General features: G+C 53.8%; 24 protein-coding genes. 10 read left to right on the forward strand and 14 right to left on the reverse strand.

Translation table 11 applies throughout. The features are described 5' to 3' along the window. Position 1: 1 nt before the first annotated feature. Positions 2–502 (reverse strand): Lrp/AsnC family transcriptional regulator, encoded by a 501-nt coding sequence (locus AB1F12_RS12395; protein WP_368184684.1) that lies wholly within the window; start codon positions 500–502, stop codon positions 2–4. Positions 503–693: 191 nt separating this feature from the next. Between AB1F12_RS12395 and trxB the strand changes: the two genes are divergently transcribed. Beyond that, the gene (gene trxB, locus AB1F12_RS12400; protein ID WP_368184685.1) at positions 694–1,635 is read left to right on the forward strand and encodes a thioredoxin-disulfide reductase; all 942 of its coding nucleotides are present in this window, start codon (positions 694–696) and stop codon (positions 1,633–1,635) included. Positions 1,636–1,843: 208 nt separating this feature from the next. Further along, positions 1,844–3,934, forward strand: coding sequence for a bifunctional sulfate adenylyltransferase/adenylylsulfate kinase (locus tag AB1F12_RS12405; RefSeq protein WP_368184686.1), 2,091 nt, complete (start codon positions 1,844–1,846; stop codon positions 3,932–3,934). A 149-nt stretch (positions 3,935–4,083) separates the two neighbouring features. Here the strand turns inward: AB1F12_RS12405 and AB1F12_RS12410 are convergent, their stop codons facing one another. After that, positions 4,084–4,308: a DUF1150 family protein gene (locus AB1F12_RS12410; RefSeq protein ID WP_368184687.1), complete on the reverse strand. Its 225-nt coding sequence runs from the start codon at positions 4,306–4,308 to the stop codon at positions 4,084–4,086. Between the two features lie 5 nt (positions 4,309–4,313). Continuing rightward, on the reverse strand, positions 4,314–4,727 hold the full coding sequence (locus AB1F12_RS12415) for an Hsp20 family protein (protein ID WP_368184688.1): 414 nt from the start codon (positions 4,725–4,727) through the stop codon (positions 4,314–4,316). 168 nt (positions 4,728–4,895) lie between these two features. Here AB1F12_RS12415 and AB1F12_RS12420 point away from each other — a divergent pair, with 168 nt between their 5' ends. The 3 genes from AB1F12_RS12420 to AB1F12_RS12430 all read left to right on the forward strand — a co-directional run bounded on the left by AB1F12_RS12420 (position 4,896) and on the right by AB1F12_RS12430 (position 6,747). Next, the gene (locus AB1F12_RS12420) at positions 4,896–5,114 is read left to right on the forward strand and encodes a YdcH family protein (RefSeq protein WP_368184689.1); all 219 of its coding nucleotides are present in this window, start codon (positions 4,896–4,898) and stop codon (positions 5,112–5,114) included. 81 nt (positions 5,115–5,195) lie between these two features. After that, the gene (purE, locus tag AB1F12_RS12425) at positions 5,196–5,684 is read left to right on the forward strand and encodes a 5-(carboxyamino)imidazole ribonucleotide mutase (RefSeq protein WP_368184690.1); all 489 of its coding nucleotides are present in this window, start codon (positions 5,196–5,198) and stop codon (positions 5,682–5,684) included. After that, positions 5,677–6,747, forward strand: coding sequence for a 5-(carboxyamino)imidazole ribonucleotide synthase (locus AB1F12_RS12430; protein WP_368184691.1), 1,071 nt, complete (start codon positions 5,677–5,679; stop codon positions 6,745–6,747). The genes purE and AB1F12_RS12430 overlap by 8 nt, the downstream gene beginning before the upstream one ends. Here AB1F12_RS12430 and AB1F12_RS12435 read toward each other — a convergent pair. From AB1F12_RS12435 to AB1F12_RS12460, 6 genes are all read right to left on the reverse strand, one after another. Beyond that, a complete protein-coding gene (locus AB1F12_RS12435; RefSeq protein ID WP_368184692.1) occupies positions 6,744–7,541 on the reverse strand; it encodes an esterase/lipase family protein in 798 nt (265 codons plus the stop codon). The genes AB1F12_RS12430 and AB1F12_RS12435 overlap by 4 nt on opposite strands. A gap of 104 nt (positions 7,542–7,645) precedes the next feature. Further along, a complete protein-coding gene (locus AB1F12_RS12440) occupies positions 7,646–8,488 on the reverse strand; it encodes a GGDEF domain-containing protein (protein WP_368184693.1) in 843 nt (280 codons plus the stop codon). Between the two features lie 70 nt (positions 8,489–8,558). Next, entirely contained in the window at positions 8,559–9,407 is an 849-nt protein-coding gene (locus tag AB1F12_RS12445) for a DMT family transporter (protein WP_368184694.1), read from the reverse strand. A gap of 104 nt (positions 9,408–9,511) precedes the next feature. Continuing rightward, positions 9,512–9,949 (reverse strand): GFA family protein, encoded by a 438-nt coding sequence (locus tag AB1F12_RS12450; RefSeq protein WP_368184695.1) that lies wholly within the window; start codon positions 9,947–9,949, stop codon positions 9,512–9,514. A 281-nt stretch (positions 9,950–10,230) separates the two neighbouring features. After that, entirely contained in the window at positions 10,231–11,874 is a 1,644-nt protein-coding gene (gene groL, locus AB1F12_RS12455) for a chaperonin GroEL (protein ID WP_368184696.1), read from the reverse strand. 51 nt (positions 11,875–11,925) lie between these two features. Next, positions 11,926–12,213, reverse strand: coding sequence for a co-chaperone GroES (locus AB1F12_RS12460; RefSeq protein WP_368184697.1), 288 nt, complete (start codon positions 12,211–12,213; stop codon positions 11,926–11,928). 539 nt (positions 12,214–12,752) lie between these two features. Between AB1F12_RS12460 and AB1F12_RS12465 the strand changes: the two genes are divergently transcribed. Beyond that, positions 12,753–13,040 (forward strand): hypothetical protein, encoded by a 288-nt coding sequence (locus AB1F12_RS12465; RefSeq protein WP_368184698.1) that lies wholly within the window; start codon positions 12,753–12,755, stop codon positions 13,038–13,040. A gap of 80 nt (positions 13,041–13,120) precedes the next feature. Beyond that, positions 13,121–14,122: a TraB/GumN family protein gene (locus AB1F12_RS12470; RefSeq protein ID WP_368184699.1), complete on the forward strand. Its 1,002-nt coding sequence runs from the start codon at positions 13,121–13,123 to the stop codon at positions 14,120–14,122. On the opposite strand, the gene AB1F12_RS12475 is transcribed toward AB1F12_RS12470, so the two are convergent. Further along, the gene (locus AB1F12_RS12475) at positions 14,106–14,777 is read right to left on the reverse strand and encodes a DUF2161 domain-containing phosphodiesterase (RefSeq protein ID WP_368184700.1); all 672 of its coding nucleotides are present in this window, start codon (positions 14,775–14,777) and stop codon (positions 14,106–14,108) included. The genes AB1F12_RS12470 and AB1F12_RS12475 overlap by 17 nt on opposite strands. A 54-nt stretch (positions 14,778–14,831) precedes the next feature. Here AB1F12_RS12475 and AB1F12_RS12480 point away from each other — a divergent pair, with 54 nt between their 5' ends. Further along, complete coding sequence (locus tag AB1F12_RS12480; RefSeq protein WP_368184701.1) at positions 14,832–15,200, forward strand: MmcQ/YjbR family DNA-binding protein; 369 nt, start codon at positions 14,832–14,834, stop codon at positions 15,198–15,200. Between the two features lie 120 nt (positions 15,201–15,320). Further along, positions 15,321–16,241: a manganese-dependent inorganic pyrophosphatase gene (locus AB1F12_RS12485; RefSeq protein ID WP_368184702.1), complete on the forward strand. Its 921-nt coding sequence runs from the start codon at positions 15,321–15,323 to the stop codon at positions 16,239–16,241. A gap of 81 nt (positions 16,242–16,322) precedes the next feature. Here the strand turns inward: AB1F12_RS12485 and hisD are convergent, their stop codons facing one another. The 4 genes from hisD to AB1F12_RS12505 form a co-directional block, all read right to left on the reverse strand. After that, entirely contained in the window at positions 16,323–17,630 is a 1,308-nt protein-coding gene (gene hisD / locus AB1F12_RS12490) for a histidinol dehydrogenase (RefSeq protein WP_368184703.1), read from the reverse strand. Between the two features lie 128 nt (positions 17,631–17,758). Then, positions 17,759–19,093 carry an ABC transporter permease gene (locus AB1F12_RS12495; RefSeq protein WP_368184704.1) on the reverse strand — a complete coding sequence of 445 codons (1,335 nt, stop codon included), beginning with the start codon at positions 19,091–19,093 and terminating at the stop codon, positions 17,759–17,761. Continuing rightward, positions 19,093–19,896: a taurine ABC transporter ATP-binding protein gene (locus AB1F12_RS12500; RefSeq protein ID WP_368184705.1), complete on the reverse strand. Its 804-nt coding sequence runs from the start codon at positions 19,894–19,896 to the stop codon at positions 19,093–19,095. Before AB1F12_RS12500 ends, AB1F12_RS12495 begins: the two co-directional genes overlap by 1 nt. 85 nt (positions 19,897–19,981) lie before the next feature. Further along, complete coding sequence (locus AB1F12_RS12505) at positions 19,982–20,986, reverse strand: ABC transporter substrate-binding protein (RefSeq protein WP_368184706.1); 1,005 nt, start codon at positions 20,984–20,986, stop codon at positions 19,982–19,984. 404 nt (positions 20,987–21,390) lie between these two features. On the opposite strand from AB1F12_RS12505, the gene AB1F12_RS12510 reads away from it, so the two are divergent. Next, entirely contained in the window at positions 21,391–22,782 is a 1,392-nt protein-coding gene (locus tag AB1F12_RS12510) for an aspartate aminotransferase family protein (RefSeq protein ID WP_368184707.1), read from the forward strand. Positions 22,783–22,812 lie beyond the last annotated feature (30 nt).

Below are 22,812 nucleotides of genomic sequence, written 5' to 3' on the forward strand. Positions count from 1 at the left end.
ATTAGGCTTCGCGGGCCAATCGTTCTTCTAACACTTCAAATGGCACACCGGGCTGGTCTTTTGCACCGCGGATCACCAGTGATGTTTTCACGCTTGCGACATTGTCTGCGGCGGTCAGTTTTTCGGTCAAAAAGGTCTGGAAAGTCCGCAAATCCGGGGCCACACATTTCAGAACAAAATCCACCTCTCCGTTCAACATATGACATTCGCGCACCAGCGGCCAATCCTGACAACGGTCTTCAAACGCGCTCAGATCAACCTCTGCTTGGCTGACAAGCCCGACCATCGCAAAAACCTGCACCTCAAATCCCAGTTCGCGCGGATCAACATCAGCATGATATCCGCGAATAAACCCTTGCTCTTCTAGGGTGCGCACACGACGCAGACATGGAGGCGCAGAAATCCCTACCCGCTTGGCCAATTCAACGTTTGTCATTCGACCATCCGCCTGGAGCTCAGTCAGAATCATTCGATCAATGTCATCGAGCCGGGTGCCGGGCATGTAAAACTCCTGAGATTTTTGCGAACACTATGCGAGACACGACCGTTGCGCAATAATATTTCGCGATTGCGCAATATCATTATAAAACCAACGGTCAGGACGCAGTGACTATCCGAAAACGCTCGGGGGTTTCAACCCGGCCGCTGGACGCTTATATGGCGGGGAACACAGATCGCTGGGGAACTGAAGTCATGTCTGATACACGCCACACCAAAGTTTTGATCATCGGCTCTGGGCCTGCCGGATATACGGCTGGCGTTTATGCCAGCCGCGCGATGCTGTCGCCGATTTTGGTCCAGGGGATCGAACCGGGCGGCCAGCTGACCACAACCACCGAAGTCGAAAACTGGCCCGGACATTCCGAAATTCAAGGTCCGGATTTGATGGTCAATATGGAAACCCATGCCCGTGCAATGGGGACCGAAATCATCGGCGACATCATCACCGATCTGGACATGTCCAAACGTCCCTTTGTCGCCAAAGGTGACAGCGGCACGACCTACACAGCCGACGCGGTTATTCTGGCCACAGGCGCGCGCGCCAAATGGCTGGGCCTGCCATCAGAGGAAAAATTCAAAGGCTTTGGCGTGTCTGCCTGTGCCACTTGTGACGGATTTTTCTATCGTGGCATGGAAATCGTCGTGGTTGGTGGCGGCAACACCGCCGTCGAAGAAGCGCTGTTCCTGACCAACTTTGCCTCCAAGGTGACGCTGGTGCATCGCCGTGATGAATTGCGCAGCGAGAAAATCCTCGAAGATCGGTTGATGAAAAACGAGAAAATCGAAACCCTGTGGTTCCACGAAATCGAAGAGATTTACGGTACTGAAAACCCGCTGGGCGTCGAAGGGGTGAAAGTGAAACACACCAAAACCGGCGAAATCACCGACCTGCCCTGCAAAGGTGTGTTCATCGCAATCGGCCATGCGCCCGCAAATGAATTGGTCAAAGACACGCTGGAAACCCATATGGGCGGCTATGTCGTGACCCAACCCGACAGCACCGCCACATCCGTGCCCGGCATTTTCGCTGCTGGCGATCTGACCGACCATAAATACCGCCAAGCGGTGACCAGCGCCGGCATGGGCTGCATGGCCGCACTAGAAGCGGAACGGTTTTTGGCCGGCGAATCCTAAATCTGATACCAACGATTGACCCGCTTTGCGGCGGGTCAGCGGCGCGGGCGGGGTCATCCCGCCTGCGCCGTCATATGCCCATTCTCGTTTGACGTTACCGATGGGACACACAGCAACACTCTGTTTCCGCCTATTCACTATGTTTGTTCTTGCGTGAACAAATACCGTCACTATGTTCACGCATGAACAAACCAGTGAGTCGCCGAGTATGGCCCTGTCGCCCGCCAAAATCACCCCGCCCAAAGTGAAGGGCGAACAGGAGGATCAATTGTTCCGCCTGTTACGACAGCTGGACATCGCGCCTGACGCGTCCCAGCGGGTAACAGCCGAAGCGATCGGTGTCTCTTTGGGGCGCTTGAATGCGTTGCTCAAACAAGCCACAGATACCGGCCTTGTTCATATCAAAGATCGCAACGGCCCCGATAAACGCGCGCGTTTTGCCTATACGCTGACCGCACGTGGGGCCGCTGAAAAACGACGATTGACGGACGATTTCCTCGCCCGGAAATTTGCGGAATACGACGCCCTGCATGCGGAATTAACCGGTAACGCCAGTGGCTTAACACCAATCAAACATAGGACCCATCCCATGGAAAACAATCTGGCTCCGATCCCCGAGCTTTATGTTTCATATGAAAGCGCCCAGAAATTGAAAGTGGACGCCGGCAATCTAGTCAGCCTTGATCTGACCCCTCGTCAGATTTGCGATCTGGAATTGCTGATGAATGGTGGGTTTAACCCGCTCAAAGGTTTCTTGACCGAAGAAGATTACAACGGCGTAGTTGAAAACATGCGTCTGGCGGACGGCACATTGTGGCCAATGCCGATCAACTTGGATGTGTCCGAGGATTTTGCCGCCTCTTTGGAGCTGGGCCAAGACATCGCGCTGCGCGACCAAGAAGGCGTGATTTTGGGCACTATGACGGTCACTGACCGTTGGGAGCCAAACAAAGCGCTGGAAGCTGAAAAAGTATTCGGCGCCGATGACGACGCCCACCCTGCCGTAAACTATCTTCATAACCAAGCTGGCAAAATCTATCTGGGCGGTCCGATCACCGGCATCCAACAGCCCGTACATTATGATTTCCGCGCCCGTCGCGACACGCCAAACGAATTGCGCGCCTATTTCCGCAAAATGGGCTGGCGCAAAGTCGTTGCGTTCCAAACACGTAACCCGCTGCACCGCGCGCATCAGGAACTGACATTCCGCGCCGCCAAAGAAGCCCAAGCCAACCTGTTGATCCACCCGGTTGTTGGCCTGACCAAACCCGGCGACGTTGACCACTTTACCCGCGTGCGCTGCTACGAAGCGGTGCTGGACAAATACCCAGCATCCACCACATCCATGTCGCTGCTGAACCTGGCCATGCGCATGGCAGGCCCACGCGAAGCCGTTTGGCACGGTCTGATCCGCGCAAACCATGGCTGCACCCACTTTATCGTTGGTCGCGATCACGCTGGCCCCGGTAAAAACTCTGCCGGAGAAGATTTCTACGGTCCTTATGACGCGCAGGAACTGTACCGTGCCAACCAATCCGAAATCGGCTGTGAAATGGTTGATTTCAAACACATGGTTTACGTTCAGGAACGCGCCCAATACGAACCAAATGACGAAATCGCAGATCGCGACAACGTCACCATCCTGAACATTTCCGGCACCGAATTGCGTCGCCGTCTGGCCGAAGGTCTGGAAATTCCAGAATGGTTCAGCTTCCCCGAAGTTGTCAAAGAGCTGCGCCGCACCAAGCCGCCGCGGTCCAAGCAAGGGTTCACCGTGTTCTTTACGGGTTTCTCTGGCTCTGGCAAATCCACCATCGCCAATGCGTTGATGGTTAAACTGATGGAAATGGGCGGTCGCCCTGTGACGTTGCTGGATGGGGATATCGTTCGTAAAAACCTATCCTCCGAGCTGGGCTTTAGCAAAGAGCACCGCGATCTGAACATCCGCCGCATCGGCTATGTCGCGTCTGAGATCACCAAAAACGGTGGTATCGCCATCTGTGCGCCAATCGCGCCTTATGCCACGACCCGTCGCGCTGTGCGTGAAGACGTCGAAGCCTTTGGTGCCTTTATCGAAGTGCACGTCGCGACATCCATCGAAGAATGCGAACGCCGTGATCGCAAAGGCCTGTATAAACTGGCGCGCGAAGGCAAGATCAAGGAATTCACAGGGATTTCTGACCCTTACGACGTGCCTGTTAATCCAGAGCTGTCCGTGGAAACCGAAAACGTGGACGTCGACAATTGCGCCCATCAGGTGATCCTGAAATTGGAAAGCATGGGTTTGATTGCGGGTTAATTCCCAATTAGAAATTACCAAATTAAATGGCCGGGCAATTTGTCCGGCCATTTTTATTGTGCCTGCGAAAAGGCTTAGCTTAGCCGCTCAATCCAGAGCTGAATTCAAAATAGGTTAGTCAATGGACCAACCTATTAGTGTTTTTCGCTTTAGTGCAACGTCAGCAGCGACACGTCATATTCATCGGCTAAATCCAACGCCAGCTGTCGATCTGCGATCAGTGCAATCTGCGCGCCAACGGCGTTATGCACGGAATAGATGATATCCAACGTGCCGGCCTGATCCTGCAATTCCTCAGGTAAATCAGATACATTCACCGGTTTCATATAAGCGATACGTTCCCCATCGGGACCCAGATCCAACTTCATTTCCATAGGTCTCAGCTCCTCTTGATCTTGATGGTTTGTACGATGGATTCAGGCACGCTGCGGGTCAGGTCGACATGCAGCAATCCATTTTCCAACTGCGCTTCGCCCACATCCACCCCTTCGGCCAAAACAAAGGACCGTTGGAATTGACGTGCGGCAATTCCGCGATGCAGGAAAATGCGCCCTTCGCTATCGTCGCGCTGCCGGCCACGGATCACCAGCGAACTGTCCTCAACCGTGATGGCAAGGTCATCGTCGCCAAACCCGGCCACAGCCAAGGTGATGCGGTAAGACGTTTCAGAAGTTTGTTCGATATTATAGGGGGGATATCCGTCATTGCCGGATTTCGCGGTCCGTTCCACAAGCCGTTCCAGCTGTTCAAAGCCGAGCAGAAAGGGATGAGTCCCCAGAGTCAATTTGGTCATACGACACGTCCTTAGGTCAAGCGACAGTCAACGCGTGACCCCGTTCTGGCAGCCACATCTAAAATATGGGAACATTCGAACCAAATCGCAAGAGGCAGGGGCTATGATTGCGCGCGCGACAGGTCTAAACTGACCGCAACCATGCTTGGATACAAAGTTGGGCAAACAATGAACACATCCAATCGGATGAACGAAAAAGACGTTTTGCGCGTCGAAGTAGAAGTTCTGAAACGAGAACACCGTGATCTAGACGAAGCGATTACCGCGCTTCAGGAACGTGGCACGTCCGACATGTTGACGATCAAACGGCTCAAAAAGCAGAAATTGGGGCTTAAGGATCAGATTGCTGCGCTCGAAGATCGCATAACCCCCGATATCATCGCCTGAAACCCGTTCTTTTCCTGATCAATGATTGCGCGGCGCTGCGGCTTGGCTATAGTGCCGCTTCCTGAAACGGATGGGGGCATCATGACCCAGATTAAAGTCGGAATCATTATGGGCAGCCAATCAGATTGGCCGACCATGAAAGAAGCAGCAGATGTGCTGGATGAACTGGGCGTGCCTTACGAAAAGAAAATCGTATCCGCCCATCGCACCCCGGATCGTTTGTGGGACTACGGCAAAACGGCTGTTGATCGCGGATTGCAGGTAATTATCGCTGGCGCAGGGGGCGCGGCACATTTGCCCGGCATGATGGCGTCTAAAACCCGCGTGCCCGTTGTGGGAATTCCGGTTCAGACACGCGCATTGTCTGGCGTTGATTCCCTTTATTCGATTTTGCAAATGCCGCGCGGATTTCCGGTGGCCACGATGGCTATTGGCGCGGCGGGTGCCAAAAACGGCGGGCTGATGGCCGCGCAAATTCTGTCGCTTCAGGATGCTGAATTGGCAGAACGCTTGGACAATTGGCGCGCCGCTTTGTCGGCCTCGATCGCGGATGAACCTGTGGATGACTGATATGCTGGCAACTGGATCAACAATTGGAATTTTAGGCGGTGGTCAATTGGGCCGCATGCTGTCTGTGGCGGCGTCGCGATTGGGGTTTAAAACCCACATTTTTGAGCCAAGCGCCAACCCGCCTGCGGCCGATGTTGCCCATCAGGTGACAACCGCCGGATATGATGATCTGGATGCGCTGCGCCGCTTTGCCGATCAGGTGGATGTCATCACCTATGAGTTTGAAAACATTCCAACATCTGCGTTGGACGTTTTGGAATCGTTGCGCCCTATCCGCCCCGGTCGGGTCGCATTGGCCACCTCCCAAGACCGTTTGACAGAAAAGAATTTTTTGCAAGGATTGGGGTTAAAAACGGCCCCCTTTGCAGCCGTTGAAACCGCGGATGAACTGACCGCCGCACTAGAGCAAATCGGAACACCTTCGATCCTGAAAACCCGTCGTTTTGGGTATGACGGCAAAGGTCAGGCACGGATCATGTCCCCTGATCAGGCGGGCGCGGCCCTTGCGGAAATGGCCGGCGCACCCTGCGTTTTGGAAGGCTTCGTTGATTTCAGCCACGAAGTGTCAGTCATTGGCGCGCGCGGCGTTGATCGGTCTGTTGCTTGTTTTGATCCCGGCGAAAATGTGCATCGCGACGGTATCCTGCACACCACCACCATTCCGGCAAAGCTAACGCCATCTCAACGCACGGATGCCGTTTTGTTGACGGCTAACATCCTGAACGCATTGGACTATGTCGGTGTGATCGGCGTTGAGCTGTTTGTTACGAATGCGGGTTTGATCGTCAATGAATTTGCCCCACGCGTGCACAATTCGGGTCACTGGACCCAAAATGGCTGTGCAACAGATCAGTTTGAACAGCACATTCGCGCAGTGGCTGGCTGGCCTCTGGGGGATGGGCAACGTCATTCTGATGTGATCATGGAAAACCTCATTGGCGACGACATGGATCGCGTTTCGGACCTGGCACGCGAAGGCTGTGCATTGCACCTATATGGCAAAGCCGAAACGCGCGATGGGCGCAAAATGGGGCATGTGAATCGGGTCCGTAAGCCCAGCTAAGGCGCGATAATACGGCCCCAAATTTCGGTCAGATCGCTTGGGGCTTGGGGTGTCCACAATCCCTGGCCTGTAAACAGCACCTCTGACAAGGTCAGGGCGTGGTCAAACTGGCCCAGTTCTAGGAACGTGATTGTTTGTGCCATAACCAATGGATTGTTCATCATAAATGTGTGGGTCACTGGCAGAGTGATATGGTCGGACATTCCTGATAATTTTGTTGATGCCACGGAAACTTTGCCGTCATCCGGGCCCTCAATCAAACGTGAATAAATCGGGTTGAGCGACCGATCCCCCGCAATAATCCCCAGTTCATATCCCGGCAGCTGAATAACATTGGGTAGGCTGTCCACCTGCGTGCCCAACTGCATACCGGCCGGGCCGTTGACCCACTGGAATGGTTCCCATTCCCCCATAATATCAACGAGTTCGGACCCATGGTTGGGTGGTGACAACATCACAACACGTCCCATATTCTGCGGACGGTTTTGGCTAAGCCAGTATCGAACCAAAATGCCGCCCATTGAATGGGTTACAAAATGGGTTCGCCGTTCTGCACAAGACGCGACATCCGCTGGCAGGGCGTTTGCGGCCAAGGTGGGGATGTCTGCGGCGGTTGACGGATAGCCGTTATTTACAACTTGATAGCCGTTTAAGGTCAGCATCTCTTCGAGTGCAGCAAACGAATTTTCGCTGCGCGCCAGACCATGTAGCAAAATCACACAATCCTGATCCGCCTTGGACGAAGACGGAAACAGGATCGATAATGCGGCAATAATCGTGAACAACTTTATCATGCGGCACACATAGGTGATCTGCGTGAAAAAGTAAGGTCTAACATTTCTGCCAAGCTTTAGCGGCAGATTAGTGCCACTTGTCAGCCCTCGCCATCTGATGGTGATTAAGCAGCGGCCGCACCTTCTGAATTTGCCCCAGCGATAATATTGCCGCCTGCGTTTTTGGCCCGTTGCAATTGCTCTTCCACTTCGGTCAGCAATGCAGACACTTCGCCCCCGCCCTGATAATTTGCCAGCCCGAAGGACGCCGTCAGGGTGAGGTCCCCTTTAAAGATATCTTCGGAAATGGCGCGGCCCAAACGTGCGGAAATGCGACCCGCAACTTCGCGGCTCGCTCCGGGAAGGAAAACAAGGAACATATCGCTGTCGATTCGTGCGAGCATGTCGTCCTGGCGCAAAACATCAGAGCAGATTTGAACAACATCACACAGAATTCGATCGCCCTCTCGGCGGCCTAAATCCACATTGATCAAGTCAAATTTATCCAGATCCATCGCAATCAGCCAGCCAGCAGGTGCATCCACCAAGAGCCGTTCAGCCCCTTGCAGGTTCAACGCCCCGGTTAGCGGATCACTGTCTTCTTCGGTCCAGGATCTGTCCAATGACCGCTGTGCCCGTGCAAGCAGCCGGTTGGTGCGTGCCAGCAAGGTGCCAATGTCGTCTGTATACCCTTCTGGCAGGGGTAAAACCCGGCCCGTACGCCCCCATTCGCGCATGGTAAATGCCAATCGACCCACAGGTTTCAGCAGAGATCGCACCGCGAAAACCGACATCACAAACGACGCCACTGCACCCGCGGCCAAAGCCATGGCAACCTGCGCAAAGAGATCCGGCACAATCAATGCGACAGCGACCAGAGGCAAAACCGAACTGACCACCAACACAGAGGTGAATTTCATGAGGTAGCTATGCGGAAATACCCGCGCAAGAAGATCATACAAGTTCATGACGACGCCCAATTACTACTTTGTCGCAGCATCATGCATTGCTGTTTAAGGGCGGGTTAAAGCTAAAACTTTAACCTTTGGCCGCCCTTTTGCGTTCAATTCCAATGGCCAGCCCGCCCAGAACCAGCCCAGCCGACAGGAACAATTGCAGTGACAGCGGCTCTGAAAAGGCAAGCGTGCCACCAGCCACTGCGATCAACGGCACAGTCAGTTGCGCCATGGCGGCACGTGTCGCGCCGAGTTGAGGCAGAATATGATACCAGAGCGCATATCCAAGCCCGGATGTTATGGCCCCAGACAAGGCCGCCAACAGCACGGCCTGAGGTACAAGAACCGGGGTTGCCAGCAACAAAGGCACCCCAACCAGCGGCAATGAAATGACAAAATTTGCGGCGCTCGCGTTTAGTGGATCAGTTTCCCGTTGACCCAACAAAGAATAAACGCCCCAGCCGAAACCGGCGGCGCACATGTATAATAATCCGGTGAAATCAGGCGGTTGCCCCCCCGCTGGGGCCAGCAAAATGATCAACCCGACAAAGGCAATCACGGCCCCAATGACACGCCGCTTGGATGGGGCCGGTCCCTTCATCACCGCCCAAGAGAACATGGTGAGTTGAACAATCCCAAACAGAACCAACGCCCCAAGTCCGGCATCCAGCGTTTGGTAGGACATCGAAAATCCGACCATATAGACGGTCAGGGACAATCCCCCGGCCCATCGTGCCGTCGATCCCAGATCCATCGTCATTCCGCCGCTGCGCAGCCGCACGAGCAACACCAGGGTGATCACGCCAAACAGGACCCTGAGCCCCGAAAACGTCAGCGGCGCCATCCCGAATAGATCAACAGCCCCCCGGTTCAGCAGAGAATTCGCCGCAAAAGCGATCATGGTGAGGGCGGTCAAGAAAAACAGGCGCATAACCCTGAGCTAGAGCAGTGCAACTGGAATTGGAATTCTCAATTCTGTGATCTTGTGAAATTACGGTTTTACATTGTCAGTTTGCGCCGCATCGACCACGCCGTTTATTCCGCGTTCTGATCCGGTGGGGTCCAATCTGGCTGCGTGTCAAATGACATTACGTCAGGGTCAACCTGATCCCAATGCGGTTTATCGCGACCAAAAATAACCACCTGCACATTCAAATCCACCGGTTCATTCATTGTGCCCAACGTAAGTGTCATGTGATCCGATAAATTAGAGTTTTTGCCATAAATCGGACTGCTACAGGTCGGGCAAAACACCTTGGTCACCTGAGATCCATGTGCTGAAGTATATTGAAAACTCTGAGTTTCGCCCAATATATCAACGTCCTGCACTGCGAACATCGCCCCGACGGCATGCCCGGTCCCGCTCAGCTTGCGGCATTCATCGCAATGGCATTGCGCAACGATCTTTGGTGAACCGCTAACAGAATACGTGACCTGACCGCACAGGCATTGACCGGTAATAGGATTGCTCATGTTGGCACCCTAACGCGCAAATGCGGCGTGACAATCCCAATTCAATCAAGCGTCGGTTTTGATGAATTGAACTTACCCCCAACAGGCACACTGCCCCTGGGTTCGTTCATGAATGCGCGCGCCATGCCAATCAAGGGCGCCTCATAGAACCTTCAATTTTGATCGGACACATTGGCCGGTTAACTACCCCAAATCCGCAACAAAAAAGGGCCCGCCAAATAGCGGACCCTCAATTCTGTCAGCTGCCAATCAGCAACCCAATTTCCAAAATGGAATTCAGATTACATCATGCCGCCCATGCCGCCCATGTCTGGCATGCCGCCTGCAGGCGCGCCGCCGTCTTTGGATGGCTTGTCTGCAACCATGGCTTCTGTTGTGATCAACAGGCCCGCGATGGAGGCTGCGTCTTCCAACGCTGTGCGTGTCACTTTGGCAGGATCGATCACACCGAAAGAGAACATGTCGCCATATTCTTCGGTCTGAGCGTTAAAGCCGAATGCTGCATCTTCGCTCTCGCGGATTTTGCCAGCAACAACAGCGCCGTCGACGCCAGAGTTTTCAGCAATCTGGCGCAGAGGTGCTTCGATGGCTTTGCGAACGATGTTGATACCAGCGTTCTGATCGGCGTTTGCGCCTTCCAGACCTTCCAGAGCTTTGCCGCCCTGTACCAGTGCAACACCACCACCAACGATAACGCCTTCTTGAACCGCAGCGCGGGTCGCGTTCAGCGCATCGTCAACGCGGTCTTTGCGTTCTTTCACTTCGACTTCGGTCATGCCGCCAACGCGGATAACGGCAACGCCGCCAGCCAGTTTCGCAACACGTTCCTGCAGCTTTTCACGGTCGTAATCAGATGTTGTTTCTTCGATCTGACCACGGATTTGTGTCACACGTGCAGCGATCTCAGCTTTGTCACCAGCGCCGTCCACGATTGTGGTTTCGTCTTTGGTGATGTTCACGCGCTTGGCAGAACCCAGCATGTCCATGGTGACTGATTCCAGCTTCATGCCCAGATCTTCGGCAATCACTTGGCCGCCAGTCAGGATGGCGATGTCTTGCAGCATGGATTTACGACGATCGCCGAAACCAGGTGCTTTGACAGCTGCGATTTTCAGACCACCGCGCAGTTTGTTCACAACCAAAGTTGCCAGGGCTTCGCCTTCAACATCTTCTGCAATGATCAACAATGGTTTTTGCGACTGGATCACTTGCTCCAGCAGAGGAACCATTGGCTGCAAAGAAGACAGTTTTTTCTCGTGCAGCAGCACGATGCAGTCTTCCAGCTCGGTTGTCATTTTGTCAGCATTGGTGACAAAATATGGGGACAGGTAGCCACGGTCGAACTGCATGCCTTCAACAACATCGGTTTCTGTTTCCAGACCTTTGTTCTCTTCAACAGTGATCACGCCTTCGTTGCCGACTTTCTGCATCGCATCCGCAATTTGACGGCCGATTTCAGCTTCGCCATTGGCAGAGATTGTGCCAACTTGTGCAACTTCGTCAGTGTCTTTGACTTCACGTGCGGACGAAACGATGGATTCAACAACTTTGGCAGTCGCCAGATCGATGCCGCGCTTCAGATCCATTGGGTTCAGGCCAGCAGCAACCTGCTTGAGACCTTCACGAACGATGGCTTGGGCCAGAACTGTTGCGGTTGTTGTACCGTCGCCAGCTTCGTCGTTGGTGCGCGATGCCACTTCTTTGACCATCTGCGCGCCCATGTTTTCGAACTTGTCTTCCAGCTCGATCTCTTTGGCAACGGAAACACCATCTTTGGTGATGCGTGGCGCACCAAAAGATTTGTCCAGAATAACGTTCCGGCCTTTTGGACCCAGTGTTACTTTTACCGCATCTGCGAGAACGTTAACGCCGCGCAGCATTGCATTGCGGGCATCGGTGTCAAATTTGACTTCCTTAGCAGCCATTGGCTTGCTCCTAATACTTAGAATTCTTGAAAGGGTTCAGGGTCGAACGACTTAGGCCAGAATGCCCATGATGTCGGACTCTTTCATGATCAGCAGCTCTTCACCGTCAATGGTGACTTCTGTGCCAGACCATTTGCCGAACAGAACTTTGTCGCCTGCATTCACAGCAGGTGCGATCAGTTCGCCGTTATCTTTGCGTGCGCCAGCGCCAACAGAAATAACTTCGCCTTCAGCGGGTTTTTCTTTTGCGCTTTCAGGAATGATCAGACCACCAGAGGTCTTTTCTTCGGATTCAACACGGCGGACCAGAACGCGGTCATGCAGCGGTGTAAATGCCATCTATGCAACTCCTCTTGCATTTAACGCCCCGCGAGGGGCTTTATCACTCACTCGGTTTGAGTGCTAACGGCGTATAGCTAGGGAGTCATTTCCGGGCTGTCAACGGCGATTTGGACAATCTGACATTGGGCTGCACCGCCATCTGGTTACCAAATAATTAATGTTTTCAAGGCCTCAGGCGCAATCATGCCGCCACGAGGTCCGCTCGACAAAAAGGCCACACTTTAAAGTTGTTTCAAAAGCGCCCCAAATTTCCGGTTCACAGAATCTGTTGGCCCGGTTACCAAACCGCCATTCACCGCCCCACGGGGCCCATAAAAGGATGCGATCATGACCCTCGAGGTAACATTTATCTGCCGATAAGGCTGCGTCGCACTCTTTTGTCCAAGTGGCGCCGCGCGCGCCTTTCTCGAACAGCACTGAACCCACCCTCGCCCGCATAATCTGTGGTCGTCTGTCTGCGTTCCCCCATTCTGTTCCCCGGACTCTAAAATTATCCAAATTTCCGATCCCATCGGAGCCAAAATTATAGGTGTGCCATGCATCCGTTTTATATTCACATCGATCACAAACATGATCCGTCTCAATCCGCATATAGGCCGGCAAAGTCAGTTAAAAAACGCCATGCCCCGGAACGTTTGAATCTGGGCCTGCCATCTCAGGGTTTTCCACCCCTGCTGTTTGATGCGAAAACCGACAAAGCAATAGAAGAGTTCAAACGCGCCAAAGATCAAAGACTTGCGCCGCGCCCTTCATTGCGTGAACGGTTTGGGTTTGCCTTGATCCGGGCCGGTCAGCGGTTGGCGCGGGTCCACGTTGCAGGATAAATACATCCAATAAATCGGGATCAGATGGTTTGCATTCTGATCCCGACAAACTACGCTTGTTGCAAAGAAAAGGTGTGTTTATGCGATTTAAGTCCAAAGTTTTTGCAACATTCTGTGCTGCGTTTTTCCCGATCTCATCATGGGCGCAATGCAGTGGGCCGGATTATCTATCGTCATTGGAACCCGACACTGTGGCGGCGATCACTGCGCGCGCAGATGCGGTGCCCTTTGGCCAAGGTCTGATCTGGCAGGCCACCCGTGGCGACGCCAAAATCACCCTTCTGGGCACGATGCATCTTTATGACGATCGTCATCAGGATTTGATGATCCGCGTTACACCTTTCCTGCAAGAATCCGATCTGATTCTGCTGGAAATGACCCCCGAAGTCGAAGCCCAGGCCCAGTCTGGCATGTTGTCCAACCCCGAAATGCTATTTTTGCCGCTCGACAGCCCAACCTTGCCGGAATTACTTCCTGCTGAGGACTGGGACATGCTTGCTTCAGAAATTTCAAAGCGCGGTATTCCCAGCATTTTAGCCGCCAAATCACAGCCATGGTATATCGCGATGTCGCTGGCCATTCCGACCTGCGCGATGGCGGATATTGCATCAGGCAAACGCGGGCTGGATCATATGATTATGGACTGGGCCACCACCCATTCCGTCGACATGCAGGCGCTGGAACCGTGGGACACTCTGTTTACGATCATGTCCGCAGACAGTTTTGAAGATCAGTTGACCAATTTGCAACTGACCCTGCAAACCATCAGCGACCAGCCCCCGCTGATGATGTCGCTGCTCAACGAATATTTCGCTGAAAAACCGGCGCTGATTTGGGAATTATCGCGATATTCGGTTGAAAATACCCCCGGGATCAGTGTGGTTGATGCGGCGATGTTGATGCAGGACATGCAGACGGATCTGCTGGACACACGCAATGCCAACTGGATCCCCGTGATCACTGCTGCCAGCGCCCAAAACGACACAATGGTTGTGGCCGTTGGGGCCGCGCATCTGCCCGGTGAAACGGGTGTGCTGCGCCTACTTGAACAGCAGGGCTGGACCATCACGCCTGTGAATTAACGATGTCTGTCGCGGCTTTCTGGCCGGGTTCCGTCAGGCGATAAACGCCGCGCGATACACGTTCAAACCATCCGTAGTGATTGTCCGCCATGATCCGTGTGGCGCGGCTCACATCCGCCTTTTTGGCGATAGCGGCGCCTTTGCTGGGGCCGTTTTGCGCCAAAAACATCGCACAACGTTCCGCATCCTGACGATAGGACGTCACGATGCCGCCATTGGTGCCGCCTTTGTTTGGATCCCCCGTGCGGGCCGAAAATTCGCGCAGCAACGCCAATTTTTTGATGTTGGATTTGCGCGGCACAAACGGCACCGGATCGGAATGCACCTGCACCGATCCATCCTTTAGCTGCACAGACACGACCCCAACGCCCAGCCGTTTGCACAGGCCCACATTGCCTTTGAACGCGCGCCAGCCTGCTTTGCCCGACCAACGCGGCACTGCAATATAGACATTGTCGGTGACCGCCTGTCGCGCCACGGCCTGTTGCAACAACGTCAGCGAAAACCCGGTCTTTAGCTCGACCACAATCGGTGCACCATCCTCGCGCACTGCCATCACATCCACCGCGCCGATCTCGGCTTTGACCTCATAGCCCAACGCTTCTAGCCAGGATTTCACCGGATCATATAAGTCAGTTTCGCGGATTTTTTTCATAGGCTTAGTCCTAGCAATCTTTACACCCTGTCGCCAAGCCCGTCAGATAGGCCCATGACCCGTGACGAATTTAACACCTATTGCGCAACCTACCCCCATGCGACCCATGTCGTGCAATGGGGCAATTCCGATGTCTGGAAAATCGGTGGCAAGGTCTTCGCGCTTTGTGGTTGGGCAAATGACCAACCCGCATTCACATTCAAAGCGTCAGATATGGCGTTTAACGTTCTGGGGGATGGGCCCGGCATCCGCCCTGCCCCTTATCTGGCATCGCGGGGCATGAAATGGCTGCAGGTTTATGATCAGCCCGGTCATGGATATGGGCTTTCGGATGAGGCATTGCGCGACCATTTGCGGGCCTCCCATGACATGGTGGTTGCCAAGTTGACCAAAAAGCTGCGCACAGAACTGGGCCTGACTTAAACCCACCGCCCAATCGCGGCATTTCCGCTCGCATAGCTGGGCTGTGCAGACTGCATCGTGACAACACGATATCCCCCCCCTATAAGAGCGCGAAAATCCGCTATATTCAGGACAGAACACATGACAACTCTCGTTTTTGGCCACAAAGCCCCCGATACTGATTCCACCGGCGCTCCGATCATCTGGGCATGGTATTTGAATGACATCAAAGGCCGGGCCGCAGAGGCCCGCCTGTTGGGTGCACCAAACACCGAAGCCGCGTTTGTTGCGCAGCGTTGGGGCTATGACCTGCCTGCATTGCTGGACGATGTGGCTGACGATCAGGCCTGTGTCATTGTTGACACTAACAACCCTGCGGAATTGCCTGCCAACATCAACAATGCCGATATTCAGGCGATCATCGACCACCACAAATTGGTTGGCGGCCTGGAAACCAAAGGCCCGATTGATATCACCATCCGCCCGCTGGCCTGCACCGTCACCGTTATGCACGACCTGATGGGCGACGATGCGGCCAAAATGCCCGACGCCATCAAAGGTTTGATGCTGTCCTGCATCCTGTCGGACACGCTGGAATTCCGGTCCCCGACCACCACAGCCACAGACAAAGCTCTGGCGGAAAAACTGGCGGCAGAGTTGAACATCAACATTGCCGATTATGCAGCTGAAATGTTTGCAGCCAAATCCGACGTTTCCGCGTTTTCGGATGCTGAATTGCTGCGCATGGATTCCAAAGAATTCACCGTGTCAGACACCAAATTCCGCGTTTCCGTTCTGGAAACCACCGCACCTGCCATTGTGCTGGACCGCAAAGCGTCCTTGATGGACACAATGACAACCGTCGCGTCCGAAGATGGCGTTGATCAGGTCCTGCTGTTTGTGGTCGACATCCTGAACGAAGAAGCCACCCTGCTGGTTCCCAACGATCTGGTGAAAACGGTCGCTGAGAAAAGCTTTGGCGCGTCTGTTTCCGGCGATGCTGTTGTTCTGCCCGGCATCATGAGCCGCAAAAAACAGATCATTCCAAACCTGGCTGTCTAAGCCCGTTTGGAATGGCTGGCTTTGGCCGGTATGTTTAAAACAAAGGCCGGATTGGAAATCATCCGGCCTTTGATATTTCAACTATCTGACTTTGTTGGTCCCCAGCGAAAACACCTCATCTGGAAAGTATTTCGCCAAGCGGATATCGGCGGTGCGGGCGTGGCCTTCCATGCCTTCCATCCGTGAAATCCGTGCTGTGGCTTCGGCGATGGGGCGCATCGCATCACGGCTAGAGGCCTGCCATGTCACGGTTTTCATGAACTTTGCCACCGATAATCCCCCCGTGTACCGCGCCGCGCCGGATGTTGGCAAAACGTGGTTTGGACCGGCTGCCTTGTCCCCAAAGGCAACGGTGGTTTCTTCGCCCAAAAACAGGGAACCATAGGCGTTCAAATTGGACAGCCACCAATCCTGATCCGCGCATTGCACCTGCAAATGTTCCGGCGCATAGCGATCAGAGACCTGCACCATTTCATCGCGATCCTCACAAATCACAATCTCGGCCAAATCATCCCATGCGGTTTGCGCGCTGGACCGGTTTGGTTCGGGCAATGACGCGATCATATCGGGCACCTGCTTCAAAACCTGTTCTGCCAGCCCGACGTCATCCGTCACCAGCCAGACCGGGGAATTGGCCCCATGTTCCGCCTGCCCGACCAGATCCCAAGCCACAACAAACGGATCCGCCTGCCCATCCGCCAACACCAGCAAATCCGTGGGGCCTGCGACCATATCAATGCCCACTTGGCCAAACAAAATGCGTTTGGCATCCGCCACATATTGATTGCCCGGCCCCGCCAGAACATCGACCTTTGGCAGACCAAAAAACCCATGCGCCATCGACGCAACCGCCTGAACGCCGCCCATATTCAACACCTGATCCGCCCCACAAACCTGCATCGCATAGAGGATTTCCGCAGGAATACCGTCAGGGCCGCTGGGCGGGGAACAGGCGCAGATATACCCAACCCCCGCCACTTTGGCGGTGGTGATGGTCATAATGGCGCTGGCGATATGGGCATATCGACCACCCGGCACATAACACCCGGCGGATTGCACCGGAATTTGGCGCTGGCCTGCCACAAAACCCGGCAGGATTTCTATCTGTGTGTCTTGGATCGTGGCCCGCTGCGCCTGCGCAAAGCGGCGCACATTGTCATGGGCAAATTCGATGTCAGCACGTTCTTGGGCGGTCAGTTTTTCGGCCGCCTGCGCAAGCTGCGCCTCAGACACCAAAACATCGCCCGCCCAACCGTCAAACTGACGGCACAAATCCCGCGCAACCTGTTCGCCACCGGTTTCCATCTGATCAAGCAGCCCTTGCACCACATCAGACACATCTGAGGCAGATTGTTCCGCGGCTGCATTTTTGCGTTTCAGGTAGCGCATGATCGATGTCCTTTGGCTGTGATTGCGATCACGTAACCAAAGAGAAAGGGCCCGCGCTACCTTTTTCAGATCGCGCGGGCCCTTGTTTTGTTGGGGCGAAATGCCTCTTTAGAAAAGCTGAAAGTTGATCAGCCTTTGCCTTTCCATGGCACCAAGATCCGTTCAACCCAGCGCATCAACATATCGATGCCAAAGCCGATGACACCAATCAGGATAATCCCCATGATCACGATATCGGTGTTTTGGAATTTGGACGCTGTCATGATCATCATACCAGCCCCCTTTTCCGCCGCGACCAATTCTGCGGCCACAACCGTGCCCCAGCAGACCCCCATCGCAACCCGGGCTGCGGTAAAGATTTCCGGTAGGGAATTGGGAATGATCACATATTGCATGATCTGGCGTTTGCTTGCCCCCAGGGAATAGGCCGCGTGCACTTTGGTGATGCGCACCCCTGAAACACCGGATCGCGCGCCAATGGCCATGATCCACAAAGCCGCAAGGAACAGCAGAATGATTTTGCCGCTTTCCCCAATGCCGGCCCAAAGGATCACCAATGGAATCAAGGCCAATGGCGGCACTGGGCGCATGAATTCAACGATTGGATCAAACCAACCACGGAACCAATCCGACAGACCCATCGCATAGCCCAATGGAATGCCCACCAACGCCCCAAGCGCAAAGCCAACAATCACACGGAACAGTGAAAATCCAAGATGTTCAGCCAATGTCGAATTGCGGAACCCTTCGGTTGCGATTTCGCCCATCCGTTGCCAGACGCGTTCCGGTGCCGGAAGCCAGATTGGCTCCATTTGCCAACCCGGATTTGGCGTGATGTTTAGCGTTCCGCGTCGCGTCAACGACACGTTCAGATCAGAGGTCGAAACTTCGCTTCCCGGAACGACGGCCTCTCCGTTGATGGCGACCACGACGTTGCCATCTTCGCGGCTGACCTCATCATTGCGATCCGTGCGCAGCAATTCACTGCGATAGGCCTCAATCAGGATAAAGTCGTTCTTAGCAAACCCATCCCCGGCTTCGATGTTGGGTTCAACATCATCAGCGCCCGCCGGACGAACAGCAACGTAAACACTGCTGTCATTCTGGTTGCCGTTGCCATCCTCGACCGTGATCGAAAATTCGGTGTCGCCCGTAAACGGCCCCGGCGCATGCAGAAACGACGGCAGTAATTTGGACCCGGTGAACGCGCCCCAAAGCACAAAAATCAACACGATCGAAACGACGGACGCAACTAAATTGGAACTAACCGCGCTTTCATCGCCAAAGGTTACGGTTTTCAGCGATCCGTAGTCCTTTTTGGGTGTCAAAAATTTGCGCACCGCATTCCAGATCAGCAAACAAGCCAGAATCAGGACCACATAGCCCACAATAAATGGCAGCGCCTTGATCACCGTTCCCATGATGGCCAGCAATTCGGCCCCTAGTGCAGAAAACAATTCCATTATGCGTCCTCCGAACGGCCCATGATTTCTTCTTCCATATCCCAGATCATGTTGAGGATCTCATCACGTTTGGGGCCAAAATCGGGGTGTTTCTTAACTTCTCGCAGGTCCGCGCCGACGCCCATTTCTGCAAACGGCAAACGGTATTCCGTGTGAATACGTCCCGGCCGCGGCGCCATAACAATCAGCCGCTCCCCCAGCAACAGGGCCTCTTCGACCGAGTGGGTGATCAGAATAATGGTTTTACCGGTTTCTTTCCAAAGCTTTAAAACCAGCGACTGCATCTTTTCGCGGGTCAGCGCATCAAGCGCGCCCAGCGGTTCATCCATCAGGATCACATCCGGGTCATTGGCCAGACACCGCGCCAGCGCCACACGCTGCTGCATCCCGCCCGACAATTCATAAACCGCTTTTTCTTTGAAATCCTGCAAACCCACAACTTCTAGCAGGTGGTCAACGATTTCCGCCTTTTCGCCTTTTGGCATCCCTTTCATGGACGGGCCAAATCCGACGTTTTCGCGCACCGACATCCATTCAAACAGCGCCCCTGCCTGAAACACCATGCCGCGTTCCGCATCCGGGCCAGTCACATTATGCCCGTTCATTGAAATCACACCATCCGTGGGGGCCAAAAAGCCCGCCAAGATATTCAAAAGCGTGGTTTTCCCACAGCCGGATGGCCCCAAAACCGACAACAAATCGCCTTCGGCCAGATCAAGCGACACATTCTGGAGCGCCTGAACTGATGACCCGTTCGGCAAATCAAAACGCATCGAAAGATTTTCTATTTTAAGTCCAGACATAAAGTGCCTTTCAGATGAGCGTCATCCATCACCCCAACGGGGCGCCAGATGGAATAAGGGCGGGATATTTCCCGCCCTCGTTAGATTACATTTCAGACGCAGCGGTCAGCGGGCCAACATTTACGTTGCCATCATAGCTGTCCAATGCGGCGTCAATGGATCCCGCACCTACAAAGACGTCAGCGACACCTTTCATGAAGGTTTGCGCGTTTCCGCCCAGCCATTTTTCTGACAATTGGTCTTCGACACTTGGGAATGTGAAGGTCGCCAGCGAAGATGCAGCGGCTTCGATATCCATACCCGCGTCTTGTGCGATAACGGCCAGCATTTCGTCAGTGTGCTCACCCGAATTCCACATGGCGTTTGCCGCAGCAGTCACACCCAGGAATTTTGCAACCAATTCAGGCTCTTCGGCAACAAAAGAAGCAGAAGCAGAGGTGACATCAAACACCAGAATGCCCAGCTCTTCTTTTTCTGCACCTGTCAGCAATACGTTGCCGTATTCCATCATGCGACGCAGACCGCCACCGTAGCCACAGGCCATGTCAACCTGGCTCTGACCCAGCGCTGCTGCGCCTTCTACCGGGGCCATGTCCACGATATCCAACGTCGAGATATCAACGCCAAAGTGGTTCATCTGCGACAGGAAACCGTAATGCGCAGCGGTTCCCAATGGCACGGCCACTTTGGATCCGGCCAGATCAGCCGCAGTGGATGCATCAATTTCCAGATCTTCGCGCACGACGCAGTTGTCATTTTCGGAATAAGAGACCGCAACATCCAGAACCTGCAGATTCTGACCAGCAGACGCCGCCACAACAAAAGGAGGAACCCCCTGCGAGAAGGCAAGATGCACATCACCAGATGCCATCGCCGCGCTCATGGCGGTCCCTGTGTCAAAGCTTACCCAGTTAACTTTCAGGCCCAGTGCTTCGTCATAAGTGCCGTTCACTTTGGCGAATTCAAATGGCATGGGCCATTCGAGGAAATACGCAACTGTGATCTCTTCCAGATGACCTTCGGCCAATGCGGCCTGTGCACCCGTCAGCAGAGCAATGGATGCAACGGCACCTGCAAGTTTTTGTTTCATTGTCATAAGATAGTCTCCCGTGTTGAACTTTAGGTTTTAGGCGATGACGCCTCGGGCGGTTTCCGCCTCAAATTCAAGTTCGACCAAGCCGTTTGGCCCCGATCAACATTGATCCGAGCTTAAAACCTCGTTTCAATCAATGTTTTTCTCGGTTTTCATTTGTGTGAAACAGACATCACACCCCGCATAACAAAATGACCTGCAAAAATTATTTGTTTATTTTCAATCCACTAACAACAAGAAGCCCCATAAACAGGCAGGTTGAAAAAAATATTTGGATATATGACAGTGCCCAATCTGGCCCTATTACAGACATGTTACAAACGATGAAGGTATAATCATCAAACGCCAGATTCTCTGACGTCATAACTGATCAACTCTTGTTTTATGGAAAGGGCCTTACGATGGACGGCACGTTCAAAGAAAATGATCTAAGCAAGGTCGTTGCCGCAGACAAAGCGCATGTCTGGCATCACCTGTTGCAACACAAACCCCTTGAAGAAAATGATCCCCGGATCATCGTCGAAGGCAAAGGGATGCGGGTCTGGGACCAAAATGGCAAAGAACATCTGGATGCCGTATCCGGTGGTGTCTGGACCGTAAACGTTGGCTATGGCCGCAAACAGATTGCGGATGCCGTCCATGAACAGCTGATGAAGCTGTGCTATTTCGCGCAAACCGCCGGGTCTATTCCGGGGTCCATTTTTGCCGAAATGCTGATCGACAAAATGCCCGGCATGTCCCGGGTTTATTACATGAATTCCGGTTCTGAGGCGAATGAGAAAGCCTTTAAAATCGTGCGTCAGATCGCCCATAAAAAATACGGTGGCAAGAAAACCAAAATTCTGTACCGCGACCGCGACTATCACGGCTCTACTTTGGCCACGATGTCGGCCGGTGGTCAGGACGAACGCAACGCGCAATACGGTCCGTTTGCACCTGATTTCATCAAAGTTCCTCACTGCATGGAATATCGCAAGCACGAACAGGATGGCGCCCCAGAAGAGGGTTATGGCGTTTGGGCGGCCAACCAGATCGAAGAAGTGATCCTGCGTGAAGGTCCCGAAACCGTTGGTGCATTATGTCTGGAACCCGTGACCGCTGGCGGTGGTGTGATCACCCCACCAGAAGGATACTGGGAACGCGTTCAGGAAATCTGTAAGCAATACGATATCCTGCTGCACATCGACGAAGTGGTTTGTGGCGTTGGCCGCACCGGCAAATGGTTTGGCTATCAGCAATACGGGATCAAACCCGATATGGTCACAATGGCCAAGGGTGTGGCCTCTGGCTATGCGGCCATCGCCGTGCTGGTCACAACCGAAGAAATCTTTGACCAGTTCAAAGACAATTCCGCCGATCCGATGAACTATTTCCGCGATATTTCCACCTTTGGCGGCTGTACCGCTGGCCCAGCTGCGGCGATCGAAAACATGAAGATCATCGAAGAAGAAGGTCTGCTGGAAAACTGTGTCGCAATGGGCGATCGCATGTTGGCCAACCTAGAAGCGTTGATGGAAAAACACAGCGTCATCGGCGATGTGCGTGGCAAAGGTCTGTTCCTGGGTGCGGAACTGGTCGCCGATCGCGACACCAAAGAACCCGTCGCAGAAGCGCTGGTTCAAAAAGTGGTCGCAGAATGCAACGCCCAAGGTGTGATCATCGGTGCGACTAACCGGTCCATCCCCGGTCGCAACAACACCCTGTGCTTTAGCCCTGCTTTGATTGCGACGGCCGATGATATCGACCAAATCACCAATGCTGTTGACGTCGCATTGACGCGCGTTTTTGGCTAAACGAACATCAAAGGGCGGCGTTGAATAACG

Origin of the sequence: Aestuariibius sp. HNIBRBA575 (assembly GCF_040932005.1) — a bacterium.
Taxonomy (GTDB): domain Bacteria; phylum Pseudomonadota; class Alphaproteobacteria; order Rhodobacterales; family Rhodobacteraceae; genus CANLNM01.